Source organism: Amycolatopsis sp. PS_44_ISF1 (assembly GCF_032335455.1).
Taxonomy (GTDB): domain Bacteria; phylum Actinomycetota; class Actinomycetes; order Mycobacteriales; family Pseudonocardiaceae; genus Amycolatopsis.
Window position 1 is genome coordinate 721,017 of record NZ_JANUXO010000003.1, and the last position, 20,106, is coordinate 741,122.

Here is a 20,106-nt window from a genome sequence, read left to right on the forward strand (position 1 = left end):
GGGCCATGACCCCGATCGACGCGCTGGCCTGGGTGCACGTTCAGGACCGGCGGCTGCTCTCGGTCCGCACCAGCGGCAAGGCGAAGTTCTACCTCCCCGGCGGCAAGCGGGAGCCGGGCGAAGGCGACGTGGCCGGCCTGTGCCGCGAGATCCGCGAAGAGCTGGGCGTCGAGCTGGACCCGCTGAGCTTCCGTTTCTTCGCTCTGCTCGACGAGGAGGCCGACGGGTTCGCCGACGGCCGCCGCGTGCGCATGACCTGCTACACCGCCGGCCACGAAGGCGAGCCGGCTCCCGCGGCGGAGATCGCCGAGGCGGCGTGGCTGAGCTCGGTCGACGCGGCTGCGTGCCCGCCTGCGGGGCAGCGGGTCCTGCGGATGCTCGCCGAGGCCGGTCTGGTGGACTGACCGGCCTCCGGTGCCCCTGCCGGTCACGCTCCGCGACCGGTAGGGGCAAGACGGAACACTGCCGTTATCGTCATTCTTCGTGGTAGATCGCCGTTCGGTGATCAGCCAACGCACCCGAAAGGGTGAAGTACTGATAACTTCCCGATAATGGCTAACGCCGAGTGACGTCCGAACGAGAAGTAGACGTCGTACTCGATGGAAGTGCGCTCGAACGAGAGAAGACCTCTCCATGAGTGTTCCCACCGCGACCCCTTCGGAACCCACCCCCGGGCACCCCGGTCCCGTCCGGGCCCGGACGTCCGGCAGCGCCGTGGTCGTGATCGGCGTGATCGCGGTGGCGTTCGCCGTGGCCGCCTGCGTCATGCCGAAGACCTCGCCCCGGTCCGGCGGGAGCCCGGCCACCCCGGTCGTCGACGTCGCCAAGGCCGAGCCGGTGGTCCAGACGGCCTCGCACATCGTCGTCTACCAGCTGCTCGGCCAGAACGCCCGCAACCTCACCTACGTGGCCGGGGGCGCGGACCTCGAGCAGCTCGCCGCGGTCACCGTCCCGTGGTCGGTCACGATCACCCACACCGGCCCGGCCGGCGAAGCCGCATTCTCCAGCCTGGCCGCGCAGAACGCCGGCCCGGGCACGCTGACCTGCCGCATCCTCGTGGACGGCGGGCTGGTGGCCGAGAAGTCCGTCTCGGGGCCGGGGCGCCAGCTCAGCTGCACCGCGTAAGCCCCGCGCGGCGCCTCCGCCGACCGCCCGGTTCGGGCAGGATCACCGGGGTGAACGCCGTGATCGGATTCGGGCCCGCCCTGCTGGTGGTGCTGGCCGTGCTCGCGCTGGCCGGGGGCGCCGTCGTCCACTTCGGGCGGTTGGGGCCGGGGCGGGCGGTGCTGATCGCCGCGGTGCGGGCGGTCGCCCAGCTCTCGCTGGTCTCGCTGGTGATCGCGGTCATCCTGCGCTCGGGCGAGCTCACCGCGTTGTTCGTCCTGCTGATGTTCTCGATCGCGGTGTTCACCTCGGCCTCGCGGATCGGGGCGCGGCGGCGGCTGGCGTGGGTGGCGGCCTCGATCGCCTCCGGCGTGGGGCCGGTGCTCGCGCTGGTGATGGGCTCCGGGGTCGTCCCGGCCCGGCCGATCGCCGTCGTGCCGATCGCGGGGATCGTGATCGGCGGGACGATGACCGCGACCTCCCAGGCCGCCCGCCGTGCCCTCGACGAGCTCGAACAGCGGCACGGCGAGTACGAAGCCGCGCTGGCCCTGGGTTTCCTGCCCCGGGCGGCCGCGCTGGAGATCTGCCGCCCGTCCGCCGGGCAGGCCCTGATCCCCGCCCTGGACCAGACGCGCACCGTCGGGCTGGTCACCCTGCCCGGCGCGTACGTCGGCGTGCTGCTGGGCGGCGCGAGCCCGCTGCAGGCAGGTACGACGCAGGTGCTGGTGCTGCTCGGCCTGCTCGCCGCCGAAGCGGTGGCCGTGCTGACCACGGTCCAGCTCGTCGCGGCCGGCCGGATCCGGCGTGACGAACCGAAGGCCCGGGGCTAGCCGAGCGGGGCTTGCAGGTGCGAGGTGTCGTTGAACCGCCGCACGGTCCACCGGGCACCCTCGACCACCAGATGCGAAACCGACCCGTTGTCGGCGTTGAGGAAGGTGAAGCGGTCGACGGCGCGGCTCGCCTGCGCGAACACCTCGCCGATCACGCCGCCGTGGGTGAACACCGCGACGCGGCGGTCCGGGTTCGCCTCGGCGATCCGCAGCAGCCCCGCACGGACCCGCGCGCCGAACACCTCGTCGGACTCCGCGCCCGGGATGACGTCCCAGCGCTGTTCGGCCCACAGCCGTTCGACGATCGGATGGCCTTCGGTGGTGTAGCGGCGGAAGAGGCCGTTCTCCCAGTCGCCGAGGTGGATCTCGCGCAGGTCCGGCTCGATCGACGGAGTCAGGCCGAGCTTCTCGGCCAACGGCGCCGCGGTCTGCCCGGTGCGGCGCAGCGTGGTCACGTACAGCGCGTCGATGCGTTCACCGGCCAGGCGGGCGCCGACGCGGGCGGCGTGCTCGCGGCCCTCCGGCGCTAGGTCGGGATCGGCCTGGCCGTCCACGAGGTCGAACGGCGCGCCGGCGCGCGCGGGCATCGATTCTCCGTGGCGCACCAGGAAGATCTCGGTGGACCCGGGCGGCGGGGCGAACCGGAACTGGCGGTACTCGACTTCCTGCTCGGGCGTGCTCATGGCCCCGACCCTAGGGCGTGTCCTGTACGTGGTTGAGCTGGGCTGGCTGAGCACCAGGATCCCTCTCGCTGTCGACGGGCGTGGTCTACCGCTGCGTTTCCTGCTGACACCGGGTCAGGCGGGCGATAATCCGTTGTTGGACGGCATCAGCGTCGCCCGCCGAGCGGCTACAGGCTCCCACCGCGGGCGACCAACGGCCTTCGACAACAAGGTCTCCGGGCAGCCCAACGTGGTCGAGCGGTGCTTCGACCGGCTCAAACAGTTCCGTGACCCGGCCACCCGCTGCGCCAAGCACGCCGCCTGCGACCAGGCCGAGGTCACCATCGCCGTCATCGCGTTGCGGCTCCGGTGACCTACAGGACGGCGCCTCGCCGCTGCCTCAGCCGAGCTGGAGGTCCACGAAGCACCAGCGCCAGGTCTCGCCGGGCTCGTAGCTGCGCATCACCGGGTGCCGGCTGTCGTGGAAGTGCCGGGTCGCGTGCTTGCGGGGCGAGGAGTCGCAGCAGGCCACGTTGCCGCACTTGAGGCACATCCGCAGGTGCACCCAGGTCGTGCCCTCTTCGAGGCACGCCGCGCAGCTGTCGGCGGTGTTCGCGTCGACCTGCTTCCATTCGTGCGAAAGGTGCTTGCACGAGCCGGCGGTGGCGGCCGGGGTGCTGAGCTCGCGTGCTTCCACCTGGGGCTCCTCCTCGTCGACATCGAACATCGACTCCTCGATGTCGAGCCGGGCCAGCACCCGCCGCAACACGTCGTCGTCGGCGGTACCGTTGTCGCGGGCGGCCAGGAACTGCGCGCGTTCCACCTCCAGCAACTGCAGGCGCAGACGACGATAAGCGTCGCTGGGCGTCTCCGCGAGCGTGCTCTGCCGGCCGAGCTGCTCCCAGGCCGAGTCCGCGCGGTACTGCAGCCGGTCCTGCAGCCGCTGGATCACCTCGGGCGAGTCTTCGGGCGTGCGCAGCTCCTCCAGCCGGGCCAGGGCCGCGCTGGTCATGTCGTTGAGCACGGCCGCCTCCTGCAGCGCGTCCTCCGCCGGGTCCGGCCGGGGCAGCCGCAGCCGCCGGACCAGCAGGGGCAGCGACATGCCCTGGACCACGAGGGTGCCGGCCACCACCACGAACGCGGCCAGCACGAGCACCGCGCGCTGCGGGGTGTCGGCGGGCAGGACGAAGGCGGCGGCGAGCGTGACCACCCCGCGCATCCCGGCCCAGGCGATCACCGCGGAGTAGCGCCAGGGCCAGATCTTCGTCCGGCCGGAGTGCAGGCGGCGGCTGAGCCGCTTGGACAGGCCGATGCCGGTCATCCACAGCACCCGGGTCAGGATCGTCGCGCCCAGCACGGCCGCGCAAATGCCCACGAGCTGCGCGAACGACAGCCCGCTCTTGCCCACCTCGGCCAGGATCCGGCGCAACTGCAGGCCGATCAGCAGGAAGACCAGGTTCTCCAGCAGGAACTGCACGGTCTGCCAGTTGAGCCGGCTGGCCAGCCGGGAGGAGCCGGACAGGATCCGCGGCGAGCGGTGGCCCAGGATCAGCCCGGCCACGACCACCGCCAGCACCCCCGAACCGTGCGCGGCCTCGGCCGCCAGGTAGGCGGCGAACGGCACGGCGAACGACAGCGCGGTGTCGCTGACCGGATCGTCCATCCGCGCCCGCACCCAGGACGCCACCACCCCGATCACGCCGCCGACCACGGCCCCGCCCACGGCGGCGAGCAGGAAGTCGAGCCCGACCTGCCACAACGCGACCGAGCCGGCGATGGCCGCGATGGCGGTGCGCAGGGCGACCAGCGCGGCCGCGTCGTTGAACAGGCTCTCGCCCTCCAGCAGCCGCACCAGCTTGCGCGGCATGCCGACCCGGCGGGCCACGACGCTCGCGGCCACCGCGTCCGGGGGCGCCACCACCGCGCCCAGCGCGACGCCGGCCGCCAGCGGCAACCCGGGCACCACCATCCAGGTGACCAGGCCGACGCCGAAGGTGGTGAACACGACCAGGCCCACCGACAGCAGCGCGATCGGCCCGCGCAGCTTGCGGAAGGCGATCAGCGAGGTCTGGATGGAGGCCGAATAGAGCAGGGGCGGCAGCAGCCCGAGCAGCACGACCTCGGGGTCGAGCTGGAACTCCGGCACCCCCGGCACGTACGAAGCGCCGACCCCCACCGCCACCAGGCACAGGGGCGCCGACCAGTCCAGCCGCCGCGCCGCCGCCGTGACGAGGAGGACCGTCACGACCAGCCCGACCAACCCTGCCCCGATCTCCACGGGGTAATCATCACCCGCGGGTCTGGGGTTCGTGCTCGCGGGAGCCCGGAACTGTCGGTGGTGATCGTTAGGCTGCCCAGCGTGAGCACAGTCGAGGTGCGCGGCGGGGCCGTGCGAGGTGAGGTCCGGGAAGGCGTGGCGGTGTGGCTCGGGGTGCCCTACGCCGAGCCACCGGTGGGCCCGTTGCGCTTCCGTGCGCCGCGCCCGGCACCCGCCTGGGCGGGGGTCCGCGAGGCGGTGGCTTTCGCGGCGCGGGCCCCGCAGCCCGAGATCACCGGGCGTGGGTTCACCGGCGACGAGGACTGCCTGTACCTGAACGTGTACGCGCCGCGGGAGCCCGGTCCGCACCCGGTGCTGGTGTGGATCCACGGCGGGGGCGGGGTGATGGGCGCGCCGCACCAGTTCGACCCGTCGGCCTACGCGCGGCGCGGGGTGGTCGTGGTGACCGTGGCGTACCGCCTGGGCGTGCTCGGCCTGCTGCACCTGCCGGGGGTGTCCGACGGGAACCTTTCGCTGCGCGACCAGGTGCTGGCCCTGGAGTGGGTGCGGGACAACGCCGGGGCGTTCGGCGGTGACCCGGCGCGGGTCACCCTGGCCGGTCAGTCGAACGGGGGCCGGACGGTCGGCACGCTGCTCGCGGTGCCGGCCGCGCGCGGGCTGTTCCGGCAGGCGATCGTGCAGAGTGGCACCGGGGTCGGCTCGGTGGTGCACACCCCGGCCGAGGGCGCGGCGGTGGCCGCAGCCGTGCTGGCCGACCTGGACGTATCGGCCGGGGCGCTCGCCACTCTGCCGGTGGAGCGGATTCTCGAGGCTCAGCAACGGGTTTCGGCCGCGTCGGGCACGTTGGTGACTTACCGTGTGGTCGTGGACGGTGCGCTGCTGCCGCAGCGCCCGGGGGAGGCCGTCGCCTCGGGGGCAGCGCGCGAAGTCCGGCTGCTGACCGGCACCACGGCCGATGAGCAGGACCTGTTCTCCTGGCTGCAGCGTGGCGGCGCGAAGCTGCTCGGCTCGGGTTCCACGATGCTCGACGCGGCCACGATCGACCGGATGACCGCCGCCTACCGCGTCCTGCTGCCGGACTGGCCCGAAGACCAGGCCCGCAACCGCGCCCGGACCGCCGGCGACTGGTGGCTGCCCGCGATCCGCCTGGCCGAGACCCAGCACGCGGCGGGCGGCGCGGCCTGGATGTACCGCCTCGACTGGCGGCTCGCCCCGCGCGGCCACGGCCTGGGCGCCCCCCACGGCCTCGACCTGCTGCTGATGTTCGACGACGTGGCCAACCGGAACTGGCGCTTCCTGCTCGCCGGCTGCAAACCGGACCCCGCCCGCCTGCAGCGGGTGGCCACGGAGATGTTCGACGCCTGGCTGGCCTTCATCACCACCGGCACCCCGGGCTGGCCCCGCTACGAACCGTCCCACCGGTGGACCCGCCTGTTCGACGACGACACCCGGACGGTGCCGGACCCGAACCGGGAGCAGCGATTGTTGTGGAAGTGAGGTGGGCCGGCCGGGATCTAGGCGGCTGCGGCCGGGATGGAACAAGCAGCCCCCGGGCGGTGCGCTGTTTCACCGCTTGGTTCAGCCCGCTTGCGCGTCGAGGTAGAACCAGCTCCCGGCTTCGCGGAGGAAGCGACTGTTCTCGTGCTGCGCCTCGGACTGTCCCCGGAGCCGGTAGTGCGCGCGGAACTCGACCGTGCCCTCGTTCTGGAGCAGCCCGCCACCGGTCCGCCCGATGATCTCCAGTCCGGTCCACTTCTGCCGGCCGTCCAGCCGCAGGCGCGAGGGCCGCGTGCTCGGATGCCAGGTCCGCAGCAGGTACGCGGAATCCCCGACGGCGAACGCGCAGTACCGCGACCGCATCAGCAGCTCAGCGGTGGGCGCGGACTGGCTGCCGTCGTGGAACCGTCCGCAGCAGAGGTCGTACGGCTCACCGAGGCCGCAGGGACAGGAAGTACTCACGCGACCGATTGTGGCTGCACCGCCCGCGCCGGTTCGATCCAGGTGGCGAAGTGGGCCGCGCCCACGCTTGTCGATCCCGGGCTGCACGGCCGTCATCTCCCGGCGCACGGGCCCGCGGGTGTGGTGTCGTCGATCCGCTGCCCGCTGCCCGCTGCCCGCTGCCCGCTGCCCGCTGCCCACCGGGAGTCGGGGCGGGGGTCGAGGGCGGTCAGCCTCGCTGGCTCCGGGCCGATCCACCATCCGGGCCAGGCAACCTTGGCCCGGCAGTCCTGCCCGCTCCGGTTTGGTTCACCCCAACCTGGCCGGTCTACCAACCCGACCGCTTCGCCGGCCCAGCCGCTCCGCTAACCCGGCCACTTCGCCGACCCGGCCACTTCGCCGACCCGGCTACTTCGTCAACCCGACCGTTTCGCCAATCTGGCTGCTTCGCCGGCCCGGCCGTTTCGCGAACCCGACCGCTCCGCAAACCCGGCCGTTTCGCCAACTTGGCTGCTTCACGAACCCGGCTACACCAGCAACCCGACCGCTCCGCGAACCCGGTCGCCCAGGCCCAACCCGGTCACCCGAGCCGGCCCGGTCACCCCGGCCCGGTCGCCCGATGCGGCCCAGCGCCCCCGGCCCACCCGAATCCAGCTCGGCTACCCCATGCCCCGCTGCTCCGCCCGGTCCGCCCACCCAGCCCGGCCACCGCCGTTTGGGTCCAGCGAACGGTCTGACCAGGCCGGTCGGCGTCACCGTCGGGCGCGCTGCACTCCGGATTCCGCTGCTTCCTTCGCCCCGCGCACGGCGAGCTGGTCCGCCTTCTCGTTCTCCGGCAGACCCGCGTGCCCCTTCACCCACAGCCACTCGACCTGGTGCCGTTCGCCCGCGGATTCGAGGCGCTGCCAGAGGTCGGCGTTCTTGACCGGCTGCTTGGCCTGGGTCTGCCAGCCGTTCTTCTTCCAGCGGGCCACCCACTGCGTGATGCCGTTGCGCACGTAGGTGCTGTCGGTGTAGATCCGCACCACCGAGGGCCGTTTGAGGCTCTCCAACGCCTGGATCGGCGCCATCAGCTCCATGCGGTTGTTGGTGGTCACCGTGGGCTCGCCGCCGTAGAGCTCACGCTCGTGCCGGCCGTACCGCAGGTACGCGCCCCAGCCGCCCGGGCCGGGATTGCCGCTGCACGCGCCGTCGGTGTAGATCTCGACAGCCTGTTCGTTGTCCTCCGCCACGCGGCGACCCTATCGAGCCGGTCCGGGGAAGCCGCGGAGGCTCGGCCGGGCCTCGATCACCGCCGGGGTCTCGGGCCCGCGCTCCGGTACGGCCGGCTTGCCCGCATGGTGGGAGCCGGAATGCCGCACTTTCCCCGGCGTTGCCACCGGCAGCAGCGCCGACGGAAGGGGCACGTGATGACCGTGGACTTCGCCCGCGAGTGGCAGGACTGGAAGACCCAGCGCGAAACCGGCCTGGCCGATCCGCACGGGTGGCTGGCGCTCGTCTCGCTCGACTGGCTGGAGGACGCCCCGCGCGAGTACGCCGGGCTGCCCGGACGGTGGTGGCAGGACGAGAACGCCGCATACGTCGACCCAAGCGGAGGCGAACTGCTCCACGACGGCCGGCCGATCACCGCCGTGCACCGGTTCGAACTGGTCAACAGCGGGGCCGGCACGCGGGTGACGGCAGGGGACCGCGAGATCGAGATCGCCCGCCGGTCCGGCTACCTGATCCGCGTGCACGATCCGAAGGCGCCGGTGCTCCAGGCGTTTCGCGGAGTTCCGTCGTACGAGCCGGACCCCGGCTGGGTGGTGAGCACGCGGTTCGAACCGTTCGGCTCGCCGCGGCCCACCACCGTCGGCGCGGTCGTCGAAGGGCTCAGCCACGTCTACACCGCGCCTGGCCGGGTCCGCTTCACGCGCGACGGCACCGAGCACACGCTCACCGCTTTCAACGGCAGGAACGGCGGCCTCACCATCCTCTTCACCGACGCCACCAGCGGCGTCACCACCTATGCCGCGAACCGTTCGCTCCCGGTCGCCGCTCCGTCCGACAGCGGGACCGGCAGCGGGACGGTCACGCTCGACTTCAACCGCGCCGTCAACCTGCCCTGCGCCTTCACCGACTTCGCCACCTGCCCGCTCCCGCCGGAGGGCAACCGCCTGCCGTTCGCGGTGGAGGCGGGGGAGAAGGTCCCGTACGAGCGCGCGTGAATCGGCCGATTCTGCCATTCCCCGGCGAAGCGTGGTCAAGACAATTCTGCCGTCAATAGCGCGGGTGAGGTGAAGTCGATCATTCCGCCGGGTCGGGCGATCGGTCGTCCCGGTTCGGCGGACCTGCGCGTTTCCGGTTTCTGTCCGGTTTTTGTCCGGAAATAATTACCCGGCATCGGGTTCGGCCGGTCATCGGGTTTCGTTTCTCGATCGTTGTCGCCGGTGGTCCATCCGGGTTCTCTGCGCTGACAGCCGATAGACCTCCTGCGTAAGCTCTGCCCCGCCGCTCTGCATGATCACCGCCGGGGGAGGTTTTGTGCTGGAATCCTTGATTCGTCAAGGTGGTTTCTGTGCGGATTACGTCCGCACGCTCGCCTCCGCCGCCGGTCTGTCCGTGCGCCCCTACGACCTCGAGCGCGATGGGATCGACCTCGGAATTCGTTTCCCCGGCCGGGTGAACGGTGTCGCTTCGCCGGGTATCGAAGTGCAGATTCAGGCGTGGCCGGACTCCTTCGATGCGCCATCCGCAGCGGAATGGGACTACGCCGGAATCACAGAGGTGCAATTCAACCGGCTCGCGGGGGACGACTTCACCATCCCGCGGTATCTGGTCCTGGTCCGGGTGCCGCAGGAAAGCGGGGAGTACGCCGAATTCCGCACGGACGGAATGCTGTTCCGGCATCTGGCCTACTACTGGTCGGGCCGCGACGAGTCCCCGGTCGCCGGCCCCCGTCCCGATCGCCACCGGTCCGTGCGGGTGCCGGTCGCCAACGTGCTGACCGTCCACAGCCTGCGCGCGCTGGTCGGCTCGGTGCACCCGCTGGACGGAGCGCCCCATGACGGCTGAACTCGGCGTTTCGGACATCGAGGACTACCTGCGGGGCGCCGGCTGGCACCAGCGCTCGCTCCGCTGGCGCGGCGCGTCCATCTGGACCCACGGCGGCCACGACGTCCTCGTCCCGGCCCGCGACGGCATGGGCGACGGTGACCTGCGGGTACGGGAGATCCTCGACGTGCTCGCCGAGGTCGAGGACCGGGCCCCGGTGGAGATCGGCCAGGACATCGGCTCGGTCCCGGTCGACCGGCAGCAGTTCCGGTTCGGGTCGCGGATCTCCGGGATCACCACGCTGCGCCACGCGATCGCGGCCGTCCTGGGGGTCAACGACACGATCCGGGCCGCCGCGCACGCCGTGTTCGGCGACCGGCACGGGGGCGGGAATCCCACGGCGGTCGAGCGCTTCCTGTCCGGGGTCCAGGTCGGCGCCGGGCGGGCCGGCAGCTACATCGTCCCGGTCCGCGTGCCGCTCGGCGAGGCCGACGGTCCCGGGCCGCCGCCGGGCCGGCTCGTCACCCGGCAGCTGCACGGCGCGGTTTCCGCGCTCAGCGATCCGGACGCGCTGCCGACCGGGACGGCGCTCTCCCCGGACCTCTGCGACGCGCTGGGCTCGCTGTCCGACCGGTCGGAGGACCAGCCGTTCGAAATCGGCTTCGGCTGGTCGCGCCGCCTGCCGGTCGAGCTGCCGCCGGCCACCTACCGCTTCGAACCCGGGGCCGGCGACCGGTTGCGGGCCGCCGCCGAGCAACTCCGGTCATCCGAGCCGGCCGACGAGGTCGTGACCGTGGCCGGGGCGCCCGATTTCGTGAGCGTCACGGGTCTCGTCCCGCGCCTGGACCGCGACCACTGGGCGATCGACGTCAGCGCCGACCGCCCGTTGCCCGGCACGTTGCGCCGGAGGTTCCACGTGCGGCTGCCCGACCGCCGCACCTACGAGGCCGCCATCGTCGCGCACCAGCAGGAGCGCCGCGTCCGGGTCCAGGGCGCCGTCACCTTCCGCCGCCGGAGAACCGAACTGCACGTGCTCGACCCCACCGGCTTCACCGTGCTCGACCCCGATTCGCAAGGAGCGTCTTGATGCCGCAGGACAAGCCGAAGCTGAACAATCCTCAGCGCACGCTGATGTACGCGCTGATGGCCGAGGCCCGGAAGATCTCCAACCTGGAGCTGGACCAGTGCTGCGGGCTGCGGATCGTCGGTGAGGACCGGCGGGTGCTCAACGCCGAGAAGCTGGTCACCAGCGAGAAGTCGGGTCGCACCTTCGACCATGTGCTCACCGAGCGGGGCTGGACCTGGTGCCGAGCCGAGTTCTCCTCGACCCCGGGTGAGCGACCGGCTCCGCTGGACCGGGTCGTCTACCGGATGACCGCGGCGCTGGACCGGTACCTCAGCGCCCACCGGCTCGCCATCGACGCGCTCTTCACCGCCGAAGCCACCGAAGCGACCGAAGTCGCCGAGGTAACCGAAGTGATCGAGGTGCCCGAAGCCGCGGAGAATCTTCAGCCGGTCGAGGAACCCGCCACGGCGGACCGGGTACGCCAGGCTTACACCGAACTGGCCGCCGAGCCCGGTGCCTGGGTGCGCCTCACCGACCTGCGCCGTCAGCTCGCGGGTGTGCCCCGGGCCGAGCTCGACCGGGTGCTCAAGGACCTGGACGGCAACGGCGTCACGCTCATCCCGGAGGAGAACCAGAAGACGCTCCGGGCCGAGGACCGCGAAGCCGCGATCCGGATCGGCAGTGAGGACAACCACCTCCTTTCGATGGCCGAGTGATGAGCGCCGGGCCCCGGGAGGCGCTGGAAGCGCTGCGCGCCGACTCCGCGCTGACCCAGGAGCACGTCTGGACGGCGCAGCCGGTCCACGTCAGCTCGCTGAACACCGCGGCGCAGGTGATGCTGGGCAAGGGATTGCGGGCGGCGGCGGACAGCACCGGGCCGAGCCCGATCGGGGTCGTGCTCAACGGCCGCCACGGCGCGGGCAAGACCCACCTGCTCGGCTGGTTCCGCCAGCAGCTGCGGGCCGAGGGCTACTTCTTCCTCAGCAACCTCGGTGACGTGAGCGGGTTCTGGGCGGACATCGCCGACGCCGTCCTGCACGGGCTGATGGAGGACGGCCGGGCCGGGCAGAACCAGCTGGGAGTGTTCCTCGAACGGATCTGCGCGCTGGCGAAGGTGCCCCCGCCGGTCGCCGCGGCGGTGCGCGGCGAGATCGAGCTGACCCCGCGTGAGCTGGACCAGTTCATCGCCGCGCTGAAGCGGTACGACCGGCGGGTGGCGTTCGACTGCCAGGACGTCGCCCGCGCGCTGGTCCTGCTGGCGGCGGACGCCTCACGGCTGAACACCGTCGGCGAGGACCGGCTCCACTCGGCCGAGGAGATCGACCCCGAAGACCGGCGGACCTGGGGGTTCCGGGCGACCGCGCCCTCGCCGCGGGAGGTCGTCGGTGACGTGTCCAAGCTGCTGGCGCTGACCGGCCCGTGCGTGATCGCCGTGGACCAGATCGACACCTTCGTCGCGCAGTCCCGGAAGCAGACCGGCCAGCTCACCGCCGAACCGGACGACGACGAGTCCGAGAGCCGGATCGAGGACGTCGCCGACGGCCTGATGCTGCTGCACGAGGAGACCCGGCGAACCCTCACGGTGGTCGCCTGCCTGCCCAAGACCTGGGAGCTGATCAGGACGAAGGCGGTGGCGTCGGTGCGGGACCGGTTCACCGTTTCGCCCACGCTGTCGCGGATCCCGGACGACCGGGTCGGCCAGGAGCTCGTGGAGTCCTGGCTGCGGCGGACCTACGAGCGGATCTCGTTCAGCCCGCCGCACCCGGCCTGGCCGGTGGCGTCCTCGGCGTTCGCCGGGATCAGGACGCAGACCCCGCGCGAGGCGCTGAACCGCATCTCCCGCCACGCCGAGGCGTGCCTGCAGAGCGGGGAGATCCGCGAGCTGGTGACCTTCGACGAGGACGCCGAACCGGAGCCTCTGCTCGACGGCGCGGTCTCCGGTGACCTGCCGTTGCCGTCCACAGAGGACTTCGCCCCGTTCGACGCCCGGTTCGCCGAGCTGAAGGCCGCCGCCGACGTGCGCCGCCCGCTCGACCCCGACCACGAAGACGAGGCGATGCCCCCGTTGCTGCGGGCCGCGCTGGCGGCGTGGGCCCGGGAGCGCGGGGCGGAGGGCGAATGGGTGGTCGATCCGCCGGCCGCGGGGCGGCGGCCCCCGCTGCACGTCCGGCTCCGGCTGATCCTCGACGAGGACGAAGAGGACGAGGAGCGGTGGTCCTTCCGCGCGGTTTCGAGCAACGACGGGCGCACCGCGGTGAGCCGGTTGAAGAACGCCATCACCGCGTCCGGCATCCACGACGGCGCCGAGCGGCATCTCGTGCTGATCCGCAACACCCCGTGGGCGCAGCGCGCAGCCACCCAGGAACACCTGAAGAAGATGACCGTGGCCGGTGGTCTCTCGGTGCCGGTGACCGAACCGGACCTGCGGATCTTTTCGGCGTTGCTGGTGATGTCGCAGGAGCAGCGGCCGGGGTTCTTCGACTGGCTCGGCGCGCGTCGGCCCGCGTCCGGTAGTGAGCTGCTGTCCACGGTGCTTCCGGTGCTCCCCGCCGGGCTCCCCGTCACCCCGGCGGTCGAGACGCCGGACGAGCCCGTCCCGGCCCTCTCGTCCGTGGCGCCTCCCGGTGTTCCCACGGTGCCGGTGGGCCGGCTGGCCGCGGACGGCTCGACGGTCGGTGTGCCGCTGGAAACCCTGCGCAAGCACGTGATGATCTTCGCCGGTTCGGGCTCCGGGAAGACCGTGCTGATCCGGCGGCTGATCGAGGAGTGTGCGCTGCACGGCGTTTCCTCGATCGTGCTGGACCTCAACAACGACCTCGCCCGCTTGGGGGACCCGTGGCCGTCACCGCCGGCGGGTTGGCACGACGGGGACCGGGGGAAGGCCGAGGAGTACCTGCGCGGCACGGAGGTGGTGGTGTGGACGCCGGGGAAGCTGAACGGGCGGCCGTTGAGCTTCCCGCCGCTGCCGGACTTCGCGACCGTGCTGGACGATCCCGACGAGCTGGAATTCGCGATCAACGCCGCGGTGGCGTCGCTGTCGTCGAGTGCCCGGGCGTCCGGGAGGACCGCGAAGGCGGACCGGGGCCGGGCGGTGCTCCGGCAGGCGTTGCAGTACTACGCCAAGAGTGGCGGCCGGAGCCTGGACGGGCTGATCGCCGTGCTCACCGATCTTCCGGACAGCGTCAGCGGCCTGGCCAACGCCGGCACCATCGCGTCCGACCTCGCCGAGAACCTCCGCACCGCTCAGGTGAACGACCCAGCGCTGCGCCGCTCGGCGAACCCGGTCGAACCGGGCTCGCTGCTGAACCCGTCGGAGGGCCGGCGCGCGCGGGTGTCGGTGGTGAACTTCGACGGCATCCCGGACCGCGAGGAGCAGCAGAGCTTCGTCAACCGGCTGCAACTGGAGCTGTTCGCCTGGATCAAGAAGCACCCGGCGAAGGACCGCCCGCTCGGCGGCCTGCTCGTGATGGACGAGGCCCAGGACCTGGCTCCGTCGACCAGCCACGCGGCCAGCACCGACAGCAGCATCCGGCTGGCTTCGCAGGCCCGCAAGTACGGATTGGGCATGATCCTCGCGACGCAGGCGCCGAAGGCCGTGCACAGCCGCATCTCCGGCAACGCGACCACCCAGTTCTTCGGCCGCCAGAACACCTCCGCCCACATCGAAGCGGCTCGCGAACTGGCCCGGAACAAGGGCCGCGACCTGACCGATCTGGCCACCCTGGCCCCGGGCACGTTCTACGTCACCAGCGACGGCATCCGGTTCCAGAAGGTCCAGCCGCCGTTCTGCCTGAGCCACCACCCGGCCACGACGCTCACCGGGGACGAGGTGGTCGAACGCGCGCGACGGTGATCTTCTGGGCTCGGCCGGTCGAACGCGGTGCCGCGCGGTGGGTCAGAGGTCTTCTGCAGTCCGGTGCGACACGTGCTGAAGGTGGTGCGAGGTAGCCATGGCTATCCATCGGGACACCGCCCCGGCGGTCTTCCCACCGGTGCGCCGACACTGCGTCAATTCACGATCGCCCCAGGAATAGTCGGGGCCCGCGAAGTCGTCTCGCTCGACCAGTTCTTCCACCAAGTCGGCGAACGACTCGGCCGCCCCGTCGCCCTCCTCCAGCTTCCGCCGCAGTACTACGGTCTTTCGAGGCACCGTGTAGCAGAGATAGGGGGAGGGGCTCCGGGCGTTGCCGCCGTCTGCGGGGGGTACCGGGTGCGTCACGCCGTAATCGCCGTAGCCGACTTCGCCCGAGCTGCCCTCGCATACCTCTTCCCAGAGAGTTACCTCCGGACGGTCACGCAGGATCGTGGCGTAGGTATCTCGGGTGCGCGGGATCGATCCGGCCAGAAGCTGGGCCGCACCGGGACCGAGCAGATCCGACGCCGTCGTGACGGTGGCCGTGATCGCAGCCACCTGACGGGTGCTCACGGTTTCGACGAATTCTGCATCGATCACCGCGCGCACGCGCCCGGGGCGGGTGCCGGTCAAACGCATGACCGAGCGGATCCTTTCGCCGAGCTCGTGGGCGGACCGGTTCGGGCGGCGGATCCGGATCACGACCTCACGGTCCTGATGCTCGATCAACAGCCGGGTCCGGCGCAGTTCGTCGTCCGGAGCGTCGATCGGGACGACCGGGATCAAGCCGGGACGATCGAGGCCGAGAAGCCCGAGTTTCGCCGCTATCGCGGATTCGATGAGTTCGTCGAGGTACTCGAGCGCCCCGCCCTGCTGCTCGGCCAGCGGGCTGGTGGGGGTGAGCCAGGTCGTGTCCAGCCACAAGGTCCGGCCGAAATTCGCCAGGTTGACCGCCGCACTGATGAGTGCAGGCAGGATTCGGCCGGAGGGGCTGACGGAGTCGAGCAGTTCGACGATCACGTCTGCTCGGGCGTCATCCGGAGAGCTGAGATTGCGGAGCGCGCTGAGCTCCCCGCTCTTGCATTTGACCGTCACCAGCGAGCGGCCTGGGTGCATTCGCCCGCCTCCCAGTGGACGGCGATACGGCTCGAAGTTCCCAGTGTCGGGCACTTTCGAGCTGAGAGCTGTCCTCTGGGCGAGTGGCGGGAGCCGACCTGCGGGTGATCTAGGTATTGCTGGGAGTAACCGGAGGGGGCTGGGCAGAGATCAGGAAACGAGACTGGTCTGCCTGCACCTGTCACCAGGTGCAGGCAGCCCGATCGGGCTCACCAGCCGCGTTCGCGCCATTCGGCCAGTTTCGGGCGCTCCGCGCCCAGCGTCGAGTCGTCGCCGTGGCCCGGGTAGAACCAGGTGTCGTCCGGTAGTTCGTCGAACAGCCGGGAAGACACGTCGTCCAGCAGGGACTTGAAGTCCGAAGGCGAGCCAGTCTTCCCGATTCCACCTGGGAAGAGGGAGTCGCCCGTGAAGAGGTGGGGGTGGCCGGCGGGGTCGCGGTAGAGGAGGGCGATCGAGCCCGGGGTGTGGCCGCGCAGGTGGATCACCTCCAGGGTGACCTGGCCCACTTTCAGCGCGTCGCCCTGCTCCACCAGGAAGTCCGGGGGGATCGGCAGGGGATCGGCGTCCAGGGGGTGCGCCGCGGTGTTGGCGCCGTTCGCGCCCGCCACCGCGCCGAGGGCCTGCCAGTGGTCCTGGTGCTGGTGGGTCGTCACCACGGTGCGCAGCGCCGGGCGCTCGGGGCCGTGCCCGATCAGGTCCGAGATGCGCTCCGGGTCGGCCGCCGCGTCGATCAGCAGGGCCTCGTTCTCGGCGCGGCACACGAGCAGATACGCGTTGTTGTCCATCGGACCGACCGAGATCTTGGTGATGGTCAGCGCGTCCAGCGTGCGCCGGGCGGCGTCGCCGCCCGGTTCGACGTGCCCGGTGTAAGAGTCGACGATGTTCACAAGAGCACACGGTAGCCGGGGTGGCGTCTTCGCTTCCACCGGCACGCGTCGGGTCGCGATGACCACTTTGAGTGTCGTGGTTCCACTCGATCGTGCGGCATCCGAACCGGTCCGGGTGGTGCCGGGTCGTACCGACGGTCGCTCGTCGCGATCGGTATCCTGGGCAGCGGACTTGTCCGGTCTTCCTTTCGCTGCCGCCCCGGCGGTCACCAGGCCCGTCGGGGTCTCGTATCGTCTTCGACTGGTACTCCGGCCGCCGGGCCGGATGCTCGCCGCGACCCGCTCCCCAGGGGGTCGACGACCCGGCTGGAAGCCCTAAAACTACAGGTCAGGACCGTGGAGCCCGGTTTTTGTCGGTGGTCCGCCTTAGCATGGGCGCGGCCGCTCGGAAACGACCTCCACCGGGCCGGCCACCGCAGCTGAGAATGAAACTGAAGGGACGTGGGCGTGGCTGATCGCCTCGTTGTTCGCGGTGCCCGCGAGCACAACCTCCGCGGCGTGGATCTCGACCTGCCCCGCGACAGCCTGATCGTGTTCACGGGCCTGTCCGGGTCGGGCAAGTCGAGCCTCGCCTTCGACACCATCTTCGCCGAGGGTCAGCGGCGGTACGTCGAATCGCTGTCGGCCTACGCCCGGCAGTTCCTCGGGCAGATGGACAAGCCCGACGTCGACTTCATCGAGGGGCTTTCGCCCGCGGTGTCGATCGACCAGAAGTCCACCTCGCGCAACCCGCGCTCCACCGTGGGCACGATCACCGAGGTCTACGACTACCTGCGGCTGCTCTACGCGCGGGCGGGCAAGGCGCACTGCCCCAAGTGCGGCGAGCTGATCAGCAAGCAGACCCCGCAGCAGATCGTGGACCAGGTGCTCGAGATGGACGAGGGCACCCGCTTCCAGGTGCTCGCGCCGGTGGTGCGCGGGCGCAAGGGCGAGTACCTCGACCTGTTCCAGAACCTGCAGCAGCAGGGCTACGCGCGCGTGGTCGTCGACGGCACGGTGCACCCGCTCACCGACCCGCCGAAGCTGAAGAAGCAGGAGAAGCACCAGATCGGCGTGGTGATCGACCGGCTGAGCGTCAAGACCAGCTCGCGGCAGCGGCTCACCGACTCGGTGGAGACCGCGCTGCGGCTGGCCGACGGGCTGGTCGAGCTGGAGTTCGTCGACCTGCCGGAGAACGACACGCACCGCGTGCGCGGGTTCTCGGAGAACCTGGCCTGCCCCAACGGGCACCCGCTGGCCATCGAGGACCTCGAGCCGCGTTCGTTCTCGTTCAACTCACCCTACGGGGCGTGCCCGGAATGCACCGGTATCGGCATCCGCAAGGAGGTCGACCCCGAGCTGGTGGTGCCGGACGACGAGCTCTCACTGGGCGAGGGCGCGATCGCGCCGTGGGCCGGCGGCCAGAGCGCCGACTACTTCATCCGGCTGCTCGAATCGCTGTCCGAGGCGGTCGGCTTCCGCATGGACACGCCGTGGCGCCGGCTGCCCGCGCGGGTGCAGAAGGCGGTGCTGCACGGCGTCGACGAGCAGGTGCACGTCCGCTACCGCAACCGCTACGGCCGCCAGCGTTCGTACTACGCGGCGTTCGAGGGCGTCATCCCGTTCCTGGAGCGGCGCCAGGAGCAGACCGAGTCCGAGTACATGCGCGAGCGGTACGAGGGCTACATGCGCGAGGTGCCGTGCCCGACCTGCCAGGGCACGCGGCTCAAGCCGGAGATCCTGGCCGTCACGCTGGAGCACGGCACGCAGGGCGAGCGGTCGATCGCCGAGGTCTGCGCGCTGTCCATCGACGAGGCTTCGCGGTTCCTCGACGAGCTGGTGCTCGGCCAGCGCGAGGCGATGATCGCCGGCGCCGTGCTCAAGGAGATCCAGGCGCGGCTGCGCTTCCTGCTCGATGTCGGGCTCACCTACCTCTCGCTCGACCGCGCGTCGGGCACCCTGTCCGGCGGCGAGGCCCAGCGCATCCGGCTGGCCACGCAGATCGGCTCCGGGCTGGTGGGCGTGCTGTACGTGCTGGACGAGCCGTCGATCGGCCTGCACCAGCGCGACAACCACCGGCTGATCGAGACGCTGACCCGGCTGCGCAACCTCGGCAACACGCTGATCGTGGTCGAGCACGACGAGGACACCATCCGCTCCAGTGACTGGGTGGTCGACATCGGCCCGGGGGCGGGCGAGCACGGCGGCCACATCGTCCACAGTGGACCGTACAAGAAGATGCTGAAGAACAAGGAGTCGCTCACCGGGGCCTACCTGTCCGGGCGGTGCCGGATCGAGGTGCCCGCCCTGCGGCGGCCGGTCGACAAGAAGCGGCAGCTCACGGTGGTCGGCGCGCGGGAGCACAACCTGCGCGGGCTGGACGTGTCGTTCCCGCTCGGCTGCCTGGTCTCGGTCACCGGGGTGTCCGGCTCGGGCAAGTCCACGCTGGTCAACGACATCCTGGCCCAAGTGCTGGCCAACAAGCTCAACGGCGCCCGCCAGGTGCCCGGCCGGCACACCCGGGTCAACGGGCTGAGCAACGTCGACAAGCTGGTGCGCGTCGACCAGTCGCCGATCGGGCGGACCCCGCGGTCCAACCCGGCCACCTACACCGGCGTGTGGGACCACGTGCGCAAGCTGTTCGCGGCCACCACCGAGGCGAAGGTGCGCGGCTACCAGCAGGGGCGCTTCTCGTTCAACGTCAAGGGCGGCCGCTGCGAGGCGTGCGCCGGCGACGGCACGATCAAGATCGAGATGAACTTCCTGCCGGACGTCTACGTCCCGTGCGAGGTCTGCAAGGGCGCGCGGTACAACCGCGAGACCCTCGAGGTGCACTACAAGGGCAAGACCGTCTCCGACGTGCTGGACATGCCGATCGAAGAGGCGGCCGCGTTCTTCGAGCCGATCAAGGCGATCCACCGGCACCTGCAGACCCTGGTCGACGTCGGTCTCGGCTACGTCCGCCTGGGCCAGCCCGCGCCGACCCTGTCGGGCGGCGAGGCGCAGCGGGTGAAGCTGGCGAGCGAACTGCAGAAGCGCTCGACCGGCAAGACGGTCTACATCCTCGACGAGCCGACCACGGGGCTGCACTTCGAGGACATCAGCAAGCTGATCGGGGTGATCAACGGACTGGTGGACAAGGGCAACACGGTGATCGTGATCGAGCACAACCTCGACGTCATCAAGACCTCCGACTGGATCATCGACATGGGCCCGGAGGGTGGCTCGGGCGGTGGCACGGTCGTCGCGGAGGGCACCCCCGAGTACCTCTCGGAGGTCGCGGAGAGCTACACCGGTGAGTACCTCCGCACCGTGCTGAACCCGGCTTGACCCCCTCGGCGGCGGGGCCGGCCGGGGTCG

The 20,106-nt window shown here is 71.2% G+C and carries 17 protein-coding genes; 11 read left to right on the forward strand and 6 right to left on the reverse strand.

Annotated elements, in window-relative coordinates:
• Positions 1–5 precede the first annotated feature (5 nt).
• The 3 genes from NYF13_RS29605 to NYF13_RS29615 all read left to right on the forward strand — a co-directional run bounded on the left by NYF13_RS29605 (position 6) and on the right by NYF13_RS29615 (position 1,934).
• Positions 6–404 carry an NUDIX domain-containing protein gene (locus NYF13_RS29605; protein WP_315661187.1) on the forward strand — a complete coding sequence of 133 codons (399 nt, stop codon included), beginning with the start codon at positions 6–8 and terminating at the stop codon, positions 402–404.
• A 229-nt stretch (positions 405–633) separates the two neighbouring features.
• On the forward strand, positions 634–1,125 hold the full coding sequence (locus tag NYF13_RS29610) for an MmpS family transport accessory protein (protein ID WP_315661188.1): 492 nt from the start codon (positions 634–636) through the stop codon (positions 1,123–1,125).
• Between the two features lie 50 nt (positions 1,126–1,175).
• Entirely contained in the window at positions 1,176–1,934 is a 759-nt protein-coding gene (locus NYF13_RS29615) for an ABC transporter permease (RefSeq protein WP_315661189.1), read from the forward strand.
• Here NYF13_RS29615 and NYF13_RS29620 read toward each other — a convergent pair.
• Complete coding sequence (locus tag NYF13_RS29620) at positions 1,931–2,617, reverse strand: histidine phosphatase family protein (protein WP_315661190.1); 687 nt, start codon at positions 2,615–2,617, stop codon at positions 1,931–1,933. The two genes, NYF13_RS29615 and NYF13_RS29620, sit on opposite strands and share 4 nt — an antisense overlap.
• 136 nt (positions 2,618–2,753) lie before the next feature.
• Between NYF13_RS29620 and NYF13_RS29625 the strand changes: the two genes are divergently transcribed.
• Complete coding sequence (locus NYF13_RS29625) at positions 2,754–2,969, forward strand: hypothetical protein (protein WP_315661191.1); 216 nt, start codon at positions 2,754–2,756, stop codon at positions 2,967–2,969.
• A gap of 27 nt (positions 2,970–2,996) precedes the next feature.
• On the opposite strand, the gene NYF13_RS29630 is transcribed toward NYF13_RS29625, so the two are convergent.
• The gene (locus NYF13_RS29630) at positions 2,997–4,874 is read right to left on the reverse strand and encodes a Na+/H+ antiporter (protein ID WP_315661192.1); all 1,878 of its coding nucleotides are present in this window, start codon (positions 4,872–4,874) and stop codon (positions 2,997–2,999) included.
• Positions 4,875–4,955: 81 nt separating this feature from the next.
• Here NYF13_RS29630 and NYF13_RS29635 point away from each other — a divergent pair, with 81 nt between their 5' ends.
• The gene (locus NYF13_RS29635; protein ID WP_315661193.1) at positions 4,956–6,371 is read left to right on the forward strand and encodes a carboxylesterase family protein; all 1,416 of its coding nucleotides are present in this window, start codon (positions 4,956–4,958) and stop codon (positions 6,369–6,371) included.
• Between the two features lie 81 nt (positions 6,372–6,452).
• Here the strand turns inward: NYF13_RS29635 and NYF13_RS29640 are convergent, their stop codons facing one another.
• Positions 6,453–6,833, reverse strand: a complete 381-nt coding sequence (locus NYF13_RS29640; protein WP_315661194.1) for a YchJ family protein — start codon at positions 6,831–6,833, stop codon at positions 6,453–6,455.
• 731 nt (positions 6,834–7,564) lie between these two features.
• Complete coding sequence (gene rnhA, locus NYF13_RS29645; protein WP_315661196.1) at positions 7,565–8,044, reverse strand: ribonuclease HI; 480 nt, start codon at positions 8,042–8,044, stop codon at positions 7,565–7,567.
• Between the two features lie 177 nt (positions 8,045–8,221).
• On the opposite strand from rnhA, the gene NYF13_RS29650 reads away from it, so the two are divergent.
• The 5 genes from NYF13_RS29650 to NYF13_RS29670 all read left to right on the forward strand — a co-directional run bounded on the left by NYF13_RS29650 (position 8,222) and on the right by NYF13_RS29670 (position 14,764).
• Positions 8,222–9,019 (forward strand): DUF1684 domain-containing protein, encoded by a 798-nt coding sequence (locus NYF13_RS29650; RefSeq protein ID WP_315661197.1) that lies wholly within the window; start codon positions 8,222–8,224, stop codon positions 9,017–9,019.
• A 316-nt stretch (positions 9,020–9,335) separates the two neighbouring features.
• Positions 9,336–9,866 (forward strand): DUF4365 domain-containing protein, encoded by a 531-nt coding sequence (locus NYF13_RS29655; RefSeq protein WP_315661198.1) that lies wholly within the window; start codon positions 9,336–9,338, stop codon positions 9,864–9,866.
• A complete protein-coding gene (locus NYF13_RS29660) occupies positions 9,856–10,932 on the forward strand; it encodes a hypothetical protein (RefSeq protein WP_315661199.1) in 1,077 nt (358 codons plus the stop codon). Before NYF13_RS29655 ends, NYF13_RS29660 begins: the two co-directional genes overlap by 11 nt.
• A complete protein-coding gene (locus NYF13_RS29665) occupies positions 10,932–11,627 on the forward strand; it encodes a hypothetical protein (RefSeq protein WP_315661200.1) in 696 nt (231 codons plus the stop codon). The genes NYF13_RS29660 and NYF13_RS29665 overlap by 1 nt, the downstream gene beginning before the upstream one ends.
• Complete coding sequence (locus NYF13_RS29670) at positions 11,627–14,764, forward strand: ATP-binding protein (RefSeq protein ID WP_315661202.1); 3,138 nt, start codon at positions 11,627–11,629, stop codon at positions 14,762–14,764. Before NYF13_RS29665 ends, NYF13_RS29670 begins: the two co-directional genes overlap by 1 nt.
• A 42-nt stretch (positions 14,765–14,806) precedes the next feature.
• Here NYF13_RS29670 and NYF13_RS29675 read toward each other — a convergent pair whose 3' ends face one another.
• The gene (locus NYF13_RS29675; protein WP_315661203.1) at positions 14,807–15,880 is read right to left on the reverse strand and encodes a beta family protein; all 1,074 of its coding nucleotides are present in this window, start codon (positions 15,878–15,880) and stop codon (positions 14,807–14,809) included.
• Positions 15,881–16,089: 209 nt separating this feature from the next.
• The gene (locus NYF13_RS29680; RefSeq protein ID WP_315661204.1) at positions 16,090–16,767 is read right to left on the reverse strand and encodes an MBL fold metallo-hydrolase; all 678 of its coding nucleotides are present in this window, start codon (positions 16,765–16,767) and stop codon (positions 16,090–16,092) included.
• A 447-nt stretch (positions 16,768–17,214) separates the two neighbouring features.
• Between NYF13_RS29680 and uvrA the strand changes: the two genes are divergently transcribed.
• On the forward strand, positions 17,215–20,076 hold the full coding sequence (uvrA, locus tag NYF13_RS29685; RefSeq protein ID WP_315661206.1) for an excinuclease ABC subunit UvrA: 2,862 nt from the start codon (positions 17,215–17,217) through the stop codon (positions 20,074–20,076).
• The last annotated feature ends 30 nt before the right edge of the window (positions 20,077–20,106 follow it).

What these genes read in the sequence shown, in the direction of transcription:
- NYF13_RS29605 (WP_315661187.1), top strand. Translation starts at nt 6, where the DNA reads ATGACCCCGATCGACGCGCTGGCCTGGGTGCACGTTCAGGACCGGCGG.
- NYF13_RS29610 (WP_315661188.1), top strand. Translation starts at nt 634, where the DNA reads ATGAGTGTTCCCACCGCGACCCCTTCGGAACCCACCCCCGGGCACCCC.
- NYF13_RS29620 (WP_315661190.1), bottom strand. Translation starts at nt 2,617, where the DNA reads ATGAGCACGCCCGAGCAGGAAGTCGAGTACCGCCAGTTCCGGTTCGCC.
- NYF13_RS29650 (WP_315661197.1), top strand. Translation starts at nt 8,222, where the DNA reads ATGACCGTGGACTTCGCCCGCGAGTGGCAGGACTGGAAGACCCAGCGC.
- NYF13_RS29660 (WP_315661199.1), top strand. Translation starts at nt 9,856, where the DNA reads ATGACGGCTGAACTCGGCGTTTCGGACATCGAGGACTACCTGCGGGGC.
- NYF13_RS29665 (WP_315661200.1), top strand. Translation starts at nt 10,932, where the DNA reads ATGCCGCAGGACAAGCCGAAGCTGAACAATCCTCAGCGCACGCTGATG.
- NYF13_RS29670 (WP_315661202.1), top strand. Translation starts at nt 11,627, where the DNA reads ATGAGCGCCGGGCCCCGGGAGGCGCTGGAAGCGCTGCGCGCCGACTCC.
- NYF13_RS29675 (WP_315661203.1), bottom strand. Translation starts at nt 15,880, where the DNA reads ATGCACCCAGGCCGCTCGCTGGTGACGGTCAAATGCAAGAGCGGGGAG.